At 73.6% G+C, this 14,986-nt stretch carries 17 protein-coding genes; 5 read left to right on the top strand and 12 right to left on the bottom strand.

Going from position 1 to position 14,986, the window contains the following annotated elements; genetic code table 11:
• Positions 1 to 2: 2 nt before the first annotated feature.
• Positions 3 to 722, bottom strand: a complete 720-nt coding sequence (gene fabG, locus AB0910_RS26950) for a 3-oxoacyl-[acyl-carrier-protein] reductase (protein WP_366747243.1) — start codon at positions 720 to 722, stop codon at positions 3 to 5.
• A gap of 214 nt (positions 723 to 936) precedes the next feature.
• On the opposite strand from fabG, the gene AB0910_RS26945 reads away from it, so the two are divergent.
• From AB0910_RS26945 to tyrS, 3 genes are all read left to right on the top strand, one after another.
• Positions 937 to 2,472: a TldD/PmbA family protein gene (locus AB0910_RS26945; protein ID WP_366747242.1), complete on the top strand. Its 1,536-nt coding sequence runs from the start codon at positions 937 to 939 to the stop codon at positions 2,470 to 2,472.
• Entirely contained in the window at positions 2,469 to 3,872 is a 1,404-nt protein-coding gene (locus AB0910_RS26940) for a metallopeptidase TldD-related protein (RefSeq protein WP_366747241.1), read from the top strand. Before AB0910_RS26945 ends, AB0910_RS26940 begins: the two co-directional genes overlap by 4 nt.
• A 133-nt stretch (positions 3,873 to 4,005) precedes the next feature.
• Positions 4,006 to 5,271 carry a tyrosine--tRNA ligase gene (tyrS, locus tag AB0910_RS26935; RefSeq protein WP_366747269.1) on the top strand — a complete coding sequence of 422 codons (1,266 nt, stop codon included), beginning with the start codon at positions 4,006 to 4,008 and terminating at the stop codon, positions 5,269 to 5,271.
• Positions 5,272 to 5,325: 54 nt separating this feature from the next.
• Here tyrS and AB0910_RS26930 read toward each other — a convergent pair whose 3' ends face one another.
• Complete coding sequence (locus AB0910_RS26930; RefSeq protein WP_345649276.1) at positions 5,326 to 5,604, bottom strand: GlsB/YeaQ/YmgE family stress response membrane protein; 279 nt, start codon at positions 5,602 to 5,604, stop codon at positions 5,326 to 5,328.
• A gap of 217 nt (positions 5,605 to 5,821) precedes the next feature.
• Between AB0910_RS26930 and AB0910_RS26925 the strand changes: the two genes are divergently transcribed.
• Entirely contained in the window at positions 5,822 to 6,202 is a 381-nt protein-coding gene (locus AB0910_RS26925) for a DUF3099 domain-containing protein (RefSeq protein ID WP_366747240.1), read from the top strand.
• 232 nt (positions 6,203 to 6,434) lie between these two features.
• Here AB0910_RS26925 and AB0910_RS26920 read toward each other — a convergent pair whose 3' ends face one another.
• The 9 genes from AB0910_RS26920 to AB0910_RS26880 all read right to left on the bottom strand — a co-directional run bounded on the left by AB0910_RS26920 (position 6,435) and on the right by AB0910_RS26880 (position 13,314).
• Complete coding sequence (locus AB0910_RS26920; RefSeq protein ID WP_366747239.1) at positions 6,435 to 6,782, bottom strand: VOC family protein; 348 nt, start codon at positions 6,780 to 6,782, stop codon at positions 6,435 to 6,437.
• A 90-nt stretch (positions 6,783 to 6,872) separates the two neighbouring features.
• A complete protein-coding gene (locus AB0910_RS26915) occupies positions 6,873 to 7,868 on the bottom strand; it encodes an ABC transporter substrate-binding protein (protein ID WP_366747238.1) in 996 nt (331 codons plus the stop codon).
• Complete coding sequence (locus tag AB0910_RS26910; protein WP_366747237.1) at positions 7,865 to 8,998, bottom strand: ABC transporter permease; 1,134 nt, start codon at positions 8,996 to 8,998, stop codon at positions 7,865 to 7,867. Before AB0910_RS26910 ends, AB0910_RS26915 begins: the two co-directional genes overlap by 4 nt.
• The gene (locus AB0910_RS26905; RefSeq protein WP_366747236.1) at positions 8,995 to 9,762 is read right to left on the bottom strand and encodes an ATP-binding cassette domain-containing protein; all 768 of its coding nucleotides are present in this window, start codon (positions 9,760 to 9,762) and stop codon (positions 8,995 to 8,997) included. Before AB0910_RS26905 ends, AB0910_RS26910 begins: the two co-directional genes overlap by 4 nt.
• The gene (locus AB0910_RS26900; RefSeq protein ID WP_366747235.1) at positions 9,759 to 10,061 is read right to left on the bottom strand and encodes a hypothetical protein; all 303 of its coding nucleotides are present in this window, start codon (positions 10,059 to 10,061) and stop codon (positions 9,759 to 9,761) included. Before AB0910_RS26900 ends, AB0910_RS26905 begins: the two co-directional genes overlap by 4 nt.
• Positions 10,054 to 10,785 (bottom strand): hypothetical protein, encoded by a 732-nt coding sequence (locus AB0910_RS26895; RefSeq protein WP_366747234.1) that lies wholly within the window; start codon positions 10,783 to 10,785, stop codon positions 10,054 to 10,056. Before AB0910_RS26895 ends, AB0910_RS26900 begins: the two co-directional genes overlap by 8 nt.
• A complete protein-coding gene (locus tag AB0910_RS26890) occupies positions 10,782 to 11,633 on the bottom strand; it encodes a BtpA/SgcQ family protein (RefSeq protein WP_366747233.1) in 852 nt (283 codons plus the stop codon). The genes AB0910_RS26895 and AB0910_RS26890 overlap by 4 nt, the downstream gene beginning before the upstream one ends.
• Entirely contained in the window at positions 11,630 to 12,568 is a 939-nt protein-coding gene (locus AB0910_RS26885) for a carbohydrate kinase family protein (RefSeq protein WP_366747232.1), read from the bottom strand. Before AB0910_RS26885 ends, AB0910_RS26890 begins: the two co-directional genes overlap by 4 nt.
• Entirely contained in the window at positions 12,565 to 13,314 is a 750-nt protein-coding gene (locus tag AB0910_RS26880) for a GntR family transcriptional regulator (RefSeq protein WP_366747231.1), read from the bottom strand. The genes AB0910_RS26885 and AB0910_RS26880 overlap by 4 nt, the downstream gene beginning before the upstream one ends.
• 163 nt (positions 13,315 to 13,477) lie before the next feature.
• On the opposite strand from AB0910_RS26880, the gene AB0910_RS26875 reads away from it, so the two are divergent.
• Entirely contained in the window at positions 13,478 to 13,696 is a 219-nt protein-coding gene (locus tag AB0910_RS26875; protein ID WP_345649251.1) for a hypothetical protein, read from the top strand.
• Positions 13,697 to 14,689: 993 nt separating this feature from the next.
• Here AB0910_RS26875 and AB0910_RS26870 read toward each other — a convergent pair.
• Positions 14,690 to 14,983, bottom strand: coding sequence for a hypothetical protein (locus AB0910_RS26870; RefSeq protein ID WP_366747230.1), 294 nt, complete (start codon positions 14,981 to 14,983; stop codon positions 14,690 to 14,692).
• Positions 14,984 to 14,986: the final 3 nt, after the last annotated feature.

Below are 14,986 nucleotides of genomic sequence, written 5' to 3'. Positions count from 1 at the left end.
GATCAGTGACCCATGCCCAATCCGCCGTCAACGGGAATGACGGCTCCAGTGATGTACGCGGCGTCGTCGGAGGCGAGGAAGCGGACCGTGGCCGCGATCTCGTCCGCCGTGCCGAAGCGCTTGAGCGGCACCTGGTCCAGGACCGCCTCGCGCTGCTCCTCGGGGAGCACGGCCGTCATGTCCGACTGCACCCAGCCGGGCGTCACGACGTTGAAGGTGATGTTCCGCGAGCCGAGCTCGCGTGCCAGGGACCGCGCGAACCCGACAAGGCCCGCCTTGGAGGCGGCGTAGTTGGCCTGGCCCGGGTTGCCCATCAGGCCGACCACGGAGGAGATCAGCACGACGCGGCCCTTCTTGGCCCGCAGCATGCCCCGGTTGGCGCGCTTGACGACGCGGAAGGCGCCGGTGAGGTTGGTGTCGAGGACGGACGTGAAGTCCTCCTCGGACATGCGCATCAGCAACTGGTCCTTGGTGATGCCCGCGTTGGCGACCAGCACCTCGACGGGGCCGTGCTTCTCCTCGATCTCCTTGTACGCCTGCTCCACCTGCTCGGAGTCGGTGATGTCGCAGCGCACCGGCAGGACGCCGAGCGAGGTCAGCTCCTCGGGCGGCTCGCCCGAGCGGCAGGTGATGGCGACCTTGTCGCCTGCGGCCGCGAAGGCGCGGGCGATGGCGAGGCCGATGCCCCGGTTTCCTCCGGTGACGAGAACCGAGCGGCTCAACGGATCACCCTTTCCCTAGCGTGTGCATACTCCGGAAACCTATCGGTAGCGCCGTCACCGGCGGGGATCGCCCCCCGACAGGGCCGCACGACGCGCACTGTCGGGTCTCCACAGTTTCCGCCCGAACGGAAGGCGGCAGCGGGCGGCAGCGGGCCGACCACCCGTGGTTCACTGCCGGTTGACCACGAGGTGCCGAGGTTGAGGAGTGGCCGCTGTGGGCCATGAGGTAGATCAGTCCTTCCTTGAGCTGCCGCTGCGGGCGCTCGCCGACGCCGCGCTCGCGCGGGCGCGGGCGCTCGGCGCCGAGCACGCCGACTTCCGCTTCGAGCGGGTGCGGTACGCGTCGTGGCGGCTGCGGGACGCGAAGGCCGCCGGGTCGTCCGACAGCACGGACCTGGGGTACGCGGTGCGGGTGGTGCACGGCGGCGCGTGGGGCTTCGCCTCAGGCGTGGACCGCACGATGGACGCGGCGGCGCGCGTCGCGGCGCAGGCCGTGGCGATGGCGAAGCTTTCGGCGCAGGTCATCAGCGCGTCGGGCGCGCCCGACGCGGCCGGGGGCCGGGTGGAGCTGGCCGCGGAGCCGGTGCACGCGGAGAAGACCTGGGTGTCGGCGTACGACGTCGACCCGTTCGAGGTGCCGGACGACGAGAAGACCGGGCTGCTCGCCGAGTGGAGCGCCCGGCTGCTGCGGGCGGACGGCGTGGCGCACGTGGACGCGTCGCTGATGACGGTCCACGAGAACAAGTTCTACGCGGACACCGCGGGCACGGTCACCACCCAGCAGCGCGTGCGGCTGCACCCGGTGCTGACGGCCGTCGCGGTCAACGGCGAGAGCGGCGAGTTCGACTCGATGCGCACGCTCGCGCCGCCCGCGGGCCGCGGCTTCGAGTACCTGAAGGGCACCGGCTGGGACTGGGACGGCGAGCTGGAGCGCATCCCCGGGCTGCTGGCCGAGAAGATGCGCGCGCCGAGCGTCACCGCGGGCACGTACGACCTGGTGGTCGACCCGTCGAACCTGTGGCTCACGATCCACGAGTCGATCGGGCACGCGACGGAGCTCGACCGGGCGCTCGGCTTCGAGGCGGCGTACGCGGGCACCTCCTTCGCCACCTTCGACCAGCTGGGCACGTTGCGCTACGGCTCGCCCGTGATGCACGTGACGGGCGACCGCACGGCTGAGCACGGCCTGGCCACGATCGGCTACGACGACGAGGGCGTCGAGGCCCAGTCCTGGGACCTCGTGCGCGACGGCACCCTCGTCGGCTACCAGCTGGACCGCAGGATCGCGCGGCTCGCGGGGTTCGAGCGCTCCAACGGCTGCGCGTACGCGGACTCCCCCGGGCACGTCCCGGTGCAGCGGATGGCGAACGTGTCGCTCAGGCCCGATCCCGGCGGCCTGTCGACGGAGGACCTGATCGGCGGCGTCGAGCACGGCGTCTACGTGGTCGGCGACCGGTCCTGGTCGATCGACATGCAGCGCTACAACTTCCAGTTCACCGGCCAGCGCTTCTTCCGCATCGAGCACGGGCGGCTCGCGGGCCAGCTGCGGGACGTGGCGTACCAGGCGACCACGACCGACTTCTGGGGCTCGATGGAGGCCGTGGGCGGCCCGCAGACGTATGTGCTGGGCGGGGCCTTCAACTGCGGCAAGGCGCAGCCGGGCCAGGTCGCGGCCGTGTCGCACGGCTGCCCCTCCGCGCTGTTCCGCGGCGTCAACATCCTCAACACCACGCAGGAGGCCGGGCGATGAGCGCCGTCAGCACGCCGCACGAGATCGTCGAGCGGGCCCTCGCCCTGTCCACGGCTGACGGCTGCGTCGTCATCGCGGACGAGCACTCGTCGGCGAACCTGCGGTGGGCGGGCAACGCGCTGACGACGAACGGCGTGACGCGCGGCCGCACCCTCACCGTCGTCGCGACCGTGGGCGGGGCACGCGGCACAGCGGCGGGCGTGGTGTCGAGGTCGGCGGTGACGGCTGACGACCTGGAGCCGCTGGTGCGGGCCGCCGAGGCGGCGGCGCGCGGCGCCGAGCCCGCCGACGACGCGCGGCCGCTCGTCGACATCGCGGAGGTGTCGGACGACTTCACGGGCGCGCCGGGCGAGACCTCGTCCGCGGTCTTCGCCGACTTCGCGCCGGCGCTCGGCGAGTCCTTCGCGCGGGCCCGCGCGGGCGGCCGCGAGCTGTACGGCTTCGCCCACCACGAGCTGACCTCCACCTACCTGGGCACGTCCACGGGGGTCAGGCTCCGCTACGACCAGCCGAGCGGCACGCTCGAACTCAACGCGAAGTCCCACGCCCGTACGCGCTCCGCGTGGGCGGGCGTCGCCACCCGCGACTTCGCGGACGTCGATCCGCTGGCGCTCGACGAGGGCCTCGCGCGCCGCCTCGCCTGGGCCGGGCGGAAGGTGGAGCTGCCCGCCGGGCGGTACGAGACGCTGCTGCCGCCCACGGCCGTGGCCGACCTGCTGATCTACCAGCTGTGGTCCTCGGGTGCGCGGGACGCGGCAGAGGGCCGTACGGTCTTCGCCAAGCCGGGCGGCGGCACGCGGGTCGGCGACCGGCTCTCCGAGCTGCCGCTGACGCTGCGCAGCGACCCGGACGAGCCGGGCCTGGAGTGCGCGCCGTTCGTGATCGCGCACTCCTCGGGGGACGACGCGTCGGTCTTCGACAACGGGCTGCCGCTCTCGGCGACGAACTGGATCAGGGACGGCCGCCTCGACCGGCTGGTCACCACCCGGCAGAGCGCCGGGCTGACGGGCCTGCCGGTCGCGCCGGCCATCGGCAACCTGGTGCTCGACGGCCTGGGCGCGGGCGTCGGCGAGCGGTCGCTCGACGAGATGGCGGCGGCCACGGGGCGCGGCCTGCTGCTCACGTCCCTGTGGTACATCCGCGAGGTGGACCCGGCGACGCTGCTGCTGACCGGTCTGACCAGGGACGGCGTCTACCTGGTCGAGGGCGGCGAGGTGGTCGGCGAGGTGAACAACTTCCGCTTCAACGAGTCGCCCGTCGGTCTGCTCGGCCGGGCGGTGGAGGCGGGCCGTACGGAGCGGACGCTGCCGCGCGAGTGGGGCGACTGGTTCACCAGGGCGGCGATGCCGGCGCTGCGGGTGCCCGACTTCAACATGAGCTCGGTCAGCAAGGGCGTGTGAGCGGGGCCGCCCCGGAGTTCCGCGGGCGGCGGGGCGGGCGCGCGGCCCCTCTAGACTGCTGTCGAGACCTTCCGCCCGTTCCGTGCCGCCCGCGGCACGCGCGGGCCACCTTCCACGAGGAGACATGAGCACCGTGACGGACATCGTCGACGATCTCCAGTGGCGCGGCCTGATCGCCGTGTCCACGGACGAGGACGCACTGCGCAAGGCGTTCGCGGACGGTCCCGTCACGGTCTATTGCGGCTTCGACCCGACCGCGCCCAGCATGCACCTGGGCAACCTGGTGCAGATCCTCACGGTCCGCAGGCTCCAGCAGGCGGGGCACCGCCCGCTGGCGCTGGTCGGCGGGGCCACGGGACTCATCGGCGACCCGAAGCCGACGGCGGAGCGCACGCTGAACGCGCCCGAGGTCGTCGCGGAGTGGGTGGGGCGCTTCCAGCGGCAGCTTGAGCCGTTCTTCTCCTTCGAGGGACCGAACGCGGCGATCGTGGTCAACAACCTGGACTGGACCGCGGGTCTCTCCGCGATCGAGTTCCTGCGGGACGTCGGCAAGCACTTCCGCGTCAACAAGATGATCGCGAAGGAGGCGGTGTCGCGCCGCCTCAACTCCGACCAGGGCATCAGCTACACGGAGTTCAGCTACCAGATCCTCCAGGGGATGGACTTCCTGAAGCTGTACCAGCAGTACGGCTGCACGATGCAGACCGGCGGCAGCGACCAGTGGGGCAACCTCACGGCGGGCATCGACCTGATCCACCGGGTCGAGGGCGCGTCCGCGCACGCGCTCGCCACGCCGCTGCTGACGAAGGCGGACGGCACCAAGTTCGGCAAGACCGAGGGCGGCGCCATCTGGCTCGACCCCGAGATGTACTCGCCGTACGCCTTCTACCAGTTCTGGCTGAACACGGACGACCGGGACATCTCCAGGTTCGCCAGGATCTTCAGCTTCAGGTCCCGCGAGGAGCTGGAGGAGCTGGAGCGGCAGACCGAGGAGCGGCCGCAGGCGCGGGCGGCGCAGCGGGCGCTCGCCGAGGAGCTGACGACGCTGGTGCACGGCGCAGAGCAGTGCGCCGCGGCCGTCACCGCGTCGAAGGCGCTGTTCGGCCAGGGCGACCTGGCCGGGCTCGACGAGGCGACGCTGCGCGCGGCGCTCGCCGAGCTGCCGTCCGCGACGGTCGCCGCGCCGCTCTCCGTGGCGGACCTGCTGGCCGAGACGGGGCTCGCGCCGAGCAAGTCGGCCGCGCGCCGCACGGTCAAGGAGGGCGGGGCGTACGTGAACAACGAGAAGGCCGCCGACGCCGAGGCCGTACCCGCCCCCGAGACGCTGCTGCACGGGCGGTGGCTGGTGCTGCGCCGCGGCAAGCGGAACCTGGCGGCGGTCGAGGTCACCGGGGCCTGACAGGGCGCGGCGCGGGCGGCCTGTGCCGCCCGCGCCGGTCGCGCGGCCGTCCGGTCAGACGCGTTCGCGGCGGTTGCCGCGCAGGGACGCCCAGAGCATGTCCCCGACGAACACGATCAGCACGGCTCCGGCGAGTTGCAGCAGGTGGCGTGTCCAGTCGACGCCATTGGTGTCGGCGACACCCAGCCAGCCCGCGGCGGCGTTGCCGAGGATGCTGCCCAGGATGCCGAAGATGATCGTCAGCCAGATCGGGATGCGCTGCTTGCCCGGGATGATCGCCTTGGCGATCAGACCGAGGATCAGACCCACGACGATGACCCACAACCAGTGCATGACGGCCTCCTCATACGGCGCGGTGCGCGGCGCAGGCCCAGTCTGCTGCCCCGGCGCCGCCCGTGCACCCGGAAGGACCCGTACGGGGTGCGGGGCGGGCGGTCCTGCCTTTCCTCGGTGACGCGTGGCGCCCCGGTCTCGATGGGCGGGCCCGCTCGGCGTACCGTGAGGAAGGCCAGGGCCGGGGCGGGTCCGACGGAGAAGCGGGTGAGGGACTGTGCTGCGGAAGCACGACGACGGCGGGGTCTTCCGGATCACCGGGGCCCGTGCGGGTCTCCAGGAGGACGTCAGGGCCAGGCAGCGGCGCTATGTGATCTCCATGGGCGTCCGCACGGTCGCGGTGATCCTCACGGTGGTGCTCTGGGACGTGCAGCGGGAGGTGGCGATCGTCGCGCTCCTGGTCGGGCTGCTGCTGCCGTACGTGGCGGTGGTGATCGCGAACGGCGGCCGGGAGAACGCGACGGCGCTCCCCTCGGCCTTCGTGCCGACGCCCCCGCGGCCGACGCTCCCCGTGGGACCGGGGGCGGCACCCGACCCTGCGCCGGGTGGCGGGGGTGCGAGTGATGAGCGCGTGCGGCCGCGGGACGCCCGGGGCTGACGGGCCGGTCCGGGGCTTCGCCAAGCTCAGGAAAAGCTCAGATCAATCATGCGGTTCGCCTCCAGGCGAACCGGGCCGCGTGACATACTTCTTAGGCGCTCCGCATCCCCCGTCGGAGCGACGGACCGACGCCGGGCAGCTCCCCCCGTGGCTGCCCGGCGTCGTTTGTCTTTCACAGGTCCAGACCAGTCAGGAACCCGTGCCGCCCCCTTCCCCGCCGAGGGACTCCGGGTCACGCCACCGGGTTCTCCAGCAGGGTGACCCGGTTGCCGTCGGGATCGGCGAGGGCGGCGAACCGGGTGCGCTCGCCGCCGGCCCCGACCGGCCCCGCCGCCAGGCCGCGCTCCGCGAGCCCGGCCAGGGCCACGTCCAGGTCGGGCACCTCCAGGTTGAGCAGTGTCGTACCGGCGTGCCCGGGGTCCTCGAAGACCTGGAGCCAGCCGCCCGCGGTGAGGTGCCAGTCGGCGAGCGACGGCATCGGCCGGGTGTCGGCCGGCCGGCCGAGCAGCCGTTCGTACCAGGCCACCGCCGTTTCGATGTCCCGTACCGGCGCGACCATCAGTACCCGCGCGATGTCCATGGGGTCCGCCCTTCCTCGGCGTGGTCCTGCTTCCTCCGCTACCGACCGCCGGGGCCGGCGAAACTCATCGCGGGGCGGGCGCGAGGCGGGTCAGCAGGTGGACGTGTACGCGTACCGGTCGGCCTTGGCGCGTTCGCCGGGGCCGATGACGACGAGTTCGGTGAGCTGGGTGGCGGGGACGGGCCTGCCCGCGATCAGCTTCTGCGCGGACTCCATGGCGACCTCGCCCTCCTGGACGGGGTTCTGGGCGATGAGGGCGGAGAGGGTGCCGTTCTTGAGGGCGGCGACCTCGGCGGAGGCGGCGTCGTAGGCGACGAGCTTGACCTTCTTCGTGGCGTCGGCCTGCTTGAGGCCGGTCAGCGCGCCGATGGCGCCCTGGTCGTTGGTGGAGAAGACACCGGTGAGGTCGGGGTGGGCGGCGAGGGTGGAGGTGATGATCTGGGCCGCCTTCTGCGGGTCGTCCGACTGGTACTGGGCGCCGAGGTAGGTGATGCCGGGGTACTTCTTGATCCCGGCGACGAAGCCCGCGGTGCGGGCGTCCTGGGCGCTGGACCCCGGGGGCTGGGTGATGACGAGGACCTTGCCCTTGCCGCCGGTGAGTTTGTCCATCTCGGCGGCGGCGAGGCGGCCGCCCTTCTCGTTGTCGGTGACGATCCGGCTGCGTACGGGCTTGGGGTCGGCGAGCACCTGGTCGACGGTCACCAGCTTGGTGCCGGCCGCCGTCAGGGCGGTGAGCGGCTGGACGAGGGCGGTGGCGTCGGTGGGGACGACGGCGGCGACGGCGGGCTTGGCCGCGGTGACGGCGTTGACGACGGGGAGCTGCGCGTCGGCGGAGAACGCGTCCCCGGCTGAGACGGTGAGGTCGAGGCCGAGCTGCTTGGCCTTGGCCCTGGCGCCGCAGGCCATGGCGCTGTAGAACGGGCTGCCCTTGACGCCGAGGACCAGGGCGACCTTCCTGGAGCCGCCGGAGGACGCGGCGGATGCGCCGCCCGCGGCCGTGGTGGAGCCGGTGGAGCAGGCGGTGGCCGTGGCGCCGAGCGCGAGGCAGCAGACGAGTGCGGGGACGACGAAGGGCGGCTTGTTCATGGCGTTTCCTCACCGTGGTGCGAAGGGGACGCGGGGCTCGGGGGGCGGCGCGTGAGGCGGGAGCGCAGGCGGCGGCGCTCGCCGCGGTGGGCCGCGTGTCGTTTGAGCTGGTCGGCGTAGACCGCGACGATGAGGACTGCGCCCATGGCGACGGTCTGCCAGAACGGCTGGATGCCGAGGATGACGAAACCGTTGAGCAGGATGATCGGGATGAAGACCCCGACGACGGTGCCGAAGATGCTGCCGATGCCGCCGAACAGGCTGGTGCCGCCGAGGACGACGGCGGAGATCGACGAGAGGTTGTCGGTCGTGTGGCCGTTGATGGTGGTGGTGGCGAAGCGGGCGACGGACATGATGCCGGCGAGGCCCGCGAGGGCCCCGGAGAGCAGGTAGACCTTGACGAGGTGGGAGCGGTTGGGGATGCCGGCGCGGCGGGCCGCCTCGGCGTTGGAGCCGACCGCGAAGGTGCGGCTGCCGAAGCGGGTGGTGTGCAGGACGAGTCCGCCGACGACGGTGACGGCCAGGGCGACCCACACCAGGCTGGGGATGCCGATGAGCTTGCCCGAGCCGATGGCGGCGACGAGCTTCTGCGGCACGGCGCGCACGTCCTGCCCGTCGCTGAGGAGTTGCGCGAAGCCGAGGGCCATGCCGAAGGTGCCGAGGGTGACGATGAGCGCGGGGATCCTGGCGTACGCGACGAGCACGCCGTTGAGCGCGCCGAAGACGGCGCCGGCCGCGACGGCGGCGAGGGTGCCGAGGGCGATGACGCCCCAGCCCGCGGCCGTGGTGCCGTAGGCCGCGCCGGACGTGCCGGACAGGGCGAGCATCGCCTTGGCGCCGACGACGGAGGAGAGGACGAGGACGGTGCCGACGGACAGGTCGATGCCCGCGGTGGCGATGACGTAGGTCTGCCCGATGGAAAGGACCAGCAGGATCGAGGCGTCGACCGCGAGGGTGGAGAGGTTGAAGGGGGTGGCGAACTGGCCGGGGCGCAGGGCGGCGAAGAGGGCGAACAGCAGGATCAGCAGGGGGAAGATCCAGCCTCCGCCGAGCCGCCTGTTCCAGCGGGCCCCCAGCGGCTCGGCCGCCGCCTCGACCTGGACGGCGTCGGTCTTGGTGAACGTGGTCACGGTGCGTGCTCCTCGGTGCTCGGCGCGGACGTCATGGCCGTGACCAGCCGGTCGACGCTCGCCTCGCCGCGGGCGAAGCGCGCGACGCGGCGGCCGAGCCGCAGGACCTCCACGCGGTCGGCGACCTCCAGGACCTGGGTCATGTTGTGGCTGATCAGTACGACGGCGATGCCGCGGTCCCGCACGGACCTGACGAGGTCGAGGACGCGGCCGGTCTGGACGACGCCGAGGGCGGCGGTGGGCTCGTCCATGAAGATCACTTTGTCGGACCAGAGCGCCGCGCGTGCGATGGCGACGGACTGGCGCTGGCCGCCGGAGAGCGAGGCGATGGGCACGTCGGGGGACTTGAGGTAGACGCCGAGGGACTGGAAGAGTGCGGCGCTCTCCCGCCGCATCCGCCTGCGGTCGAGGACGCCGAGGCGGCCGAGCGGCCCGGGGACGGTGAGCTCGCGGCCGAGGAACAGGTTGTCGGCGGCGGCGAGTTCGGGCGCGAGGGCCAGGTCCTGGTAGACGGTGGCGATGCCGGCGCGCTGGGCATCGGCAGGCGAGGAGAACGCGACCTCCCTGCCGTCCAGGAGGATCGTGCCCTCGTCGGGGCGCTCGGCGCCCGAGAGGATCTTGACCAGCGTGGACTTGCCCGCGCCGTTGTCACCGATCAGCGCGCAGATCTCGCCCGGGTACACGGTCAGGTCGGCGCCGTCGAGGGCCTGGACGTGGCCGAAGCGGCGTACCAGGCCGCGGGCTTCGAGCAGCGGCGCCGTCATGACGCACCGGCCCGGGTGCCCAGGTTGTTGGCGGTCTCGAACCAGCGGGCGTAGCCGGCCGCGGTCAGCCGCTCCCAGTGGTCCCAGGCGGCGTCGGCGTCGGGGAACGTCCAGACCTCGGCGGTCGAGAAGTCGCTCTGGCCGCGCACCGTGTACGGGCCCGTGGTGGTGGCCCCCGCGGCGAGCGACGCCTCGCGGACGGCGGCCCAGCGCTCCCGTGCGGCGCGCTGCTCGGCCTCGTCGAGGACATACCAGGCGGTGCGGGGCAGTGCGTAGTGGATCCACAGGGTGTCAGCCATCGGCGGGCTCCAGGAGGTCGAGCAGCGGTGTGCGCCGGCCGGCGTAGTGCCGGGAGGTGGTGAACTTGAAGTCGGCGACCCGCTCGTGCTCGCGCATCGCCGCGTCGATGACGGGGAAGCCGGGGCACTCCCAGATCCCCAGGTGGTGCCAGCGCCCTGCGGCGTCGAGGCGGTGGCGGCCCGCGATGCCGATGCCGGAGGCGACGTCGGATGCGAAGGCCACGTCGCACTCGGCGTCGTACGCGGCACGCTCCTGTGGGGTGGCGGCCTGCCAGGCCGCGTTCCACTGCCACAGCGCGAAGAAACCCCAGGCAGGCGGCGCCGAGCCGGCCTCGGTCCGGGGCACGGGGTCGAATTCGCGCGGCCCGAGCAGCCATGCGGTGCGCAGCAGCGCGTCCCAGCCGGCCGCGCCGAGCCTGGCGGTGCCCGCGAGGGCGGCGGCGCGGCCGGGTGCCTCGAAGGCGCCGACGAAGTCGGCGTCCTGGGCGAAGCCGGTGGCGAAGGCGGTGGGCGGCTCGCTGCGGCCGAACATGCCGCCGACGGAGAGGATCCACCCCTCGTCCGCCAGCCGTGCCAGCTCGGCGGCGACACCGGCGACGGCCCGCCCTGCCAGGGCCTTCGGCAGCGCGGCGCGGCGGCGCGCGGTGAAGAAGGCCACGCACCGGCCGCTGCCGCTGAGCGCGAAGACGTCGGTGGCGCCGCTGAGCGCGCTGGTGCCGCTCACCGCGCCTCCCGCACCGCGTACACCGCGGTCATCAGGCGCTCCACGCGCCGCGGGTCGACGGGGTTCCACCACAGGCCGTCCTCCTTGAGCCACTGGCCGACGATCGCGCCGTCGGCGGCCCGCAGGAGCGAGTCGACCTGGTCGGGTCCGAGTCCCGAGCCGACGACGACGGGCAGGTTGGTGCCCGCGCGCACCTCGTCGACCTCCTGCGGGCGGGTGGGCGAGCCGGTGCGGGTGCCGGTGGCGATGAGCACGTCGGCGTCGAACCACTCGGCGTCGGTGGCCTGTTCGCTGATGTCCCGGTCGGCGGTGACGGCGTGGGCGCCGAACTTCACATGGACGTCGGCGAGGATCCTGACGTCCTTCGCGCCGATCGCGGCGCGGTAGCGGGCGGCGGCGGGGGCGGGGCCGTTGAGGAAGCCCTCGTTGGCGACGTAGGCGTTGACCCACTGGTTGGCACGGACCCAGCGGGCGCCCGCCGCCTTGGCGACGGCGAGGCCGGGTATGACGCCGTTGGCGACGCAGGTGATGCCGAGGGGCGTGTCGACGGCCGCGCGTACCTCGACGCACGCGGCGGTCAGGGCGGCGACCGTCTCGGGCCCGATGTCCTCGGGCCGGGCGAAGGGCATGTCGGAGGCGTTCTCCACCATGATCCCGTCGATCCCGCCCGCGGCGAGGGTACGGGCGTCCCGTACGGCGGCCGCGTAGATCTCGGCGACCGGGGCCCCGGCGTAGCGGGGCGCCCCCGGCAGGGGTGCGAGGTGGATGACGCCGATGACGGGCTTGCTCACCGGGAAGAGTTCGCCGAGCGCGTCGGGCTTCGGGGGCAGGACTTGGGGTGCGGTCACGGTGTACCTCGTCGGGTCGGGGGCGGTGTGGCGCCTGCGGTGTGCGGGGGTACGAGGCCGGAGGCGAGGACGTCGGCGCGTGCGGGGTAGGAGGTCTGGGCGCCGGGGCGCGCGCAGCTGAGGGTGGCGGCGGTGACGGCCTCGGCGAGGGCCTGCGCGAGGCCGTCGCCCGCGGCCGTCCGCGCGGCGAACCACCCGGCGAGGCAATCGCCCGCACCGGTGGTGTCGACGGCGCGGGGGGCGCCTGCGGGCGGCCGGACGTCGAGGGCCGACGAGGGGCCCACGGCGCGTACGCCGTCGGCGCCCAGGGTCAGCAGGACGGTGCGTACGCCGAGCCCGATGAGCCAGTCGGCGGCGTCGCCGCCGAGCGCCTCGGCGGCGCGGCGGTTGCACAGGACGGCGGCGGCGCCCGCGAGCACGGGCGCGAGGGATGCACGGTCGGCGGGGAGGGTGGCGGGTTCCAGGTCCACCGACCAGGGCACGCGCGCCGCACGGCAGGCGGCGGCGAGTGCGGCGGCCCCCGGCAGGTCGTAGGCGGCGGTGTGCACCCAGGACGCGGCGGCGGGGCGCGCGGCGCGCACGGCGTCCGCCGGCGGGTACATGGTCGCGCCCGGCACGAGGACCAGGCGCTTCTCGCCCGCGGCGTCCACCAGGATCAGCGCGCGGCAGGTCGGCCCGGCGACGGGCGCCGCGGCGACCTCGACGCCCGCCGCGCGGAGTTGGGCGACGGCGTCGCGGCCCGCCGCGTCCTCGCCGACCGCGCAGACCAGGCGGGAGGCGGCGCCGGCGAGCAGGGCGGCGTACGCGGCGTTGGCCACCACGCCGCCCGCGTGGTCGGCCGCGGCGTCGGCGACGACCTTCTCGTCCGCGTCCGGCACATGGCCGACGGACAGGGTGGTGTCCATCCCGATGTCTCCGGCGAACAGCACGGTCATGGCCGCACCAGCTCCACCCGGAAGCGGTAGCGGTCGGCCCGGTAGCGGGTGACGACGTATTCGAGGACCTGGCCGCCCTCGGCGCGTGAGGTGCGGCGTGCGGTGACCACCGGGTCGCCCGGGGAGAGACCGAGGTGCTTGGCGAGTTCCTCGCCTGCGGCCTCGGCCTCGATGAACTGGCTGCCTGAGGCGATCCGCAGGCCCGATGCCCGCTCGATCCAGGCGTAGAGCGAGCCGTCGTCGAGGTCGCCGGGCGCCGGCTGGCCCGCGGTGAGCGTCGCCGGGTGGAGCCACACCACGCTGTGGGCGATGGCGGTGCCGTCGGCGAGCAGGAGGCGCTGTACGCAGGTGGTGTGGGTGGCCGGGTCGACGTCGAGCCCTGCGGCCGCCTCCGAGGTGACCCGGGCGGCGCGGACGGACAGCGTGCGGGCGCCTGGCCGCAGGCCGCGCGAGCGCATGTCGTCGCCGAATCCCGAGAGCAGGTTGAGCGGCTGGTCGACCTGCGGGGCCAGCACGATCGAGCCGCGCCCCGAGGCCCGCGCGACGAGCCGCGCGTTCTCCAGGTCGTCGAGCGCGGACCGCGCCGTCGTCCTGCTCACCTTGAACCGGCGGCCGAGCACGGCCTCGGAGGGCAGCGCGTCCCCCTCGGTGAACTCGCCCTTCTCGATGGCCCTGCGGAGCCGGTCGGCGATCTGGAACCACTTCGGCAGCGGACCCGTCTCCAGGTCCTCGTCATCCCACGACATGCGGCACATCGTCACAACGTCATGACGTTTGCGACAAGACCCGTGACGTAAGCAGTCTGTTTCGGCCACGTTGCCCGCCGGCCGGCGTGCGGCAGGGACGCGGCAGGGACCCGGGCCCCTGCCACCCGGGAACCGCCGCCGGGGGCTCGCCTAGGCTGGCGGGGTGACCTCAGCAGAACTCCCCGCACCGATCTGCTCGGCCAAGGCGTGCAAGGCGCCCGCCGTGTGGGTGCTCGCCTGGAACAACCCCTCGCTGCACACCCCGGAGCGGCGCAAGACCTGGCTCGCCTGCGAGGAGCACCGCGAGCACCTGTCGGCGTTCCTCGGCGCGCGCGGCTTCCTCAAGGACGTGGTGGCGCTGGCCGAGTGGGAGTCACGCTAGGCGGTTTCGTATCGCCTACAAGTTCCGGACCGGCACGCAATGGGTCCGCCTGCCGGAGAAGTACGGCACCTGGCGAGGGGTCTGCAACCGGCTGCGGATGTGGGCCGTGGACGGCACCCGGGAGCGGGTGTTCACCGCTCGGGTGGCACAGGCCGACGCGGACGAGGACCTCAGCTGGGGCCGTCTCGGTCGACTCCACGCTCGTGCGGGCCCACCAGCACGCGGCCGGAGCCCGCACAAAGGGGCCCCGGCGGGCGAACCCGGCGACCACGCCACCGGCCGCTCCCGCGGCGGACTGGCCACAAAGACGCACCTCGCCGCCGGCGCCCGCTGCCGGCCCCGCACGTTCGTTCTCACCGCGGACCGGGCCGGTGATGCGCCTGCCTTCCCCCAGGTCATGGCCCGCCTGCACGTTCCCCGCCCACGGGGCAGTCATGGCGGAGCCATGGCGACCGACGACAACGCGGCGAGTGGGGGTCCCCCGGCCGGAGGCTGGGGGAGGTGCCGGGGCACGCGAGCCCGGCATGATCCAAACGAGAGGCCCCAGCAGCGGATGGCGCGTTGGGGGCTCTGTCCGGTCGTCCGCGACGATGCGCAGGATGTTGTCGGTGCGCCGCTGTGGGTGGGCCGTGTCCAGGGTGGTGCTCAGGGACCCCCAGCGGTCGAAGGCCGTGTAGCCGTCCGGCAGGTGCCGACCGTCCGACTCCCGGACGACTCTCCACTGCAAGTCGCCGTGCGCGAAGCTGTACTCCTCGTCCGCGGGTGCGGATCACGAAGTCGCGGCCGCGCCCGAGCCCGTCGTCGGTTTCTTCGGGTGCGGCTGCACCTTCTGCGTGCCGGGTGTTCAGCTTCATGGTCCCGTGCTGGTCGGCGAGCGGGGCGGCCACGCCCACCACGGTCTGGTGGGCGTCGCCGGGTACGGGAGCGGTGCCGGGGTCGCGTGCAGGGCGCGCACGGTGGTGGAAGCGTGCCGGGCGACGTAGCGGATGTCCGCTACGGGGCGCGGGTCTCGCCGTAGTTGCGCCAGGTGATATGGAAGGCGTCGGCGGCGCCGGAGGAGAGGGGGCCGGGCTCGGCCAAGAGGTTGGCACCGGTCGGCGCGAGCGCCGTGTCCTGGACGAGCAGCGTCTTGACCAGGGAGGCGTCCGGGACGTCGCGCAGTGCCCGGTGCCGCACGATGTACCCGCCCCAGTTGCTGGAGCTCTGCGAGCCGAGCCGCGGGGCGGCGGACCGCACCGCAGCAGCGCCGAGCAGTAGCCGGGCCTTCACGATGCCTGACCACGCCATGCC

This window comes from Streptomyces sp. NPDC047002, assembly GCF_040704505.1.
In the GTDB taxonomy this organism is placed as follows: domain Bacteria; phylum Actinomycetota; class Actinomycetes; order Streptomycetales; family Streptomycetaceae; genus Streptomyces.
Note: the sequence above shows the minus strand (reverse complement) of the source record. Positions and strands in the feature narration are given on the sequence as shown.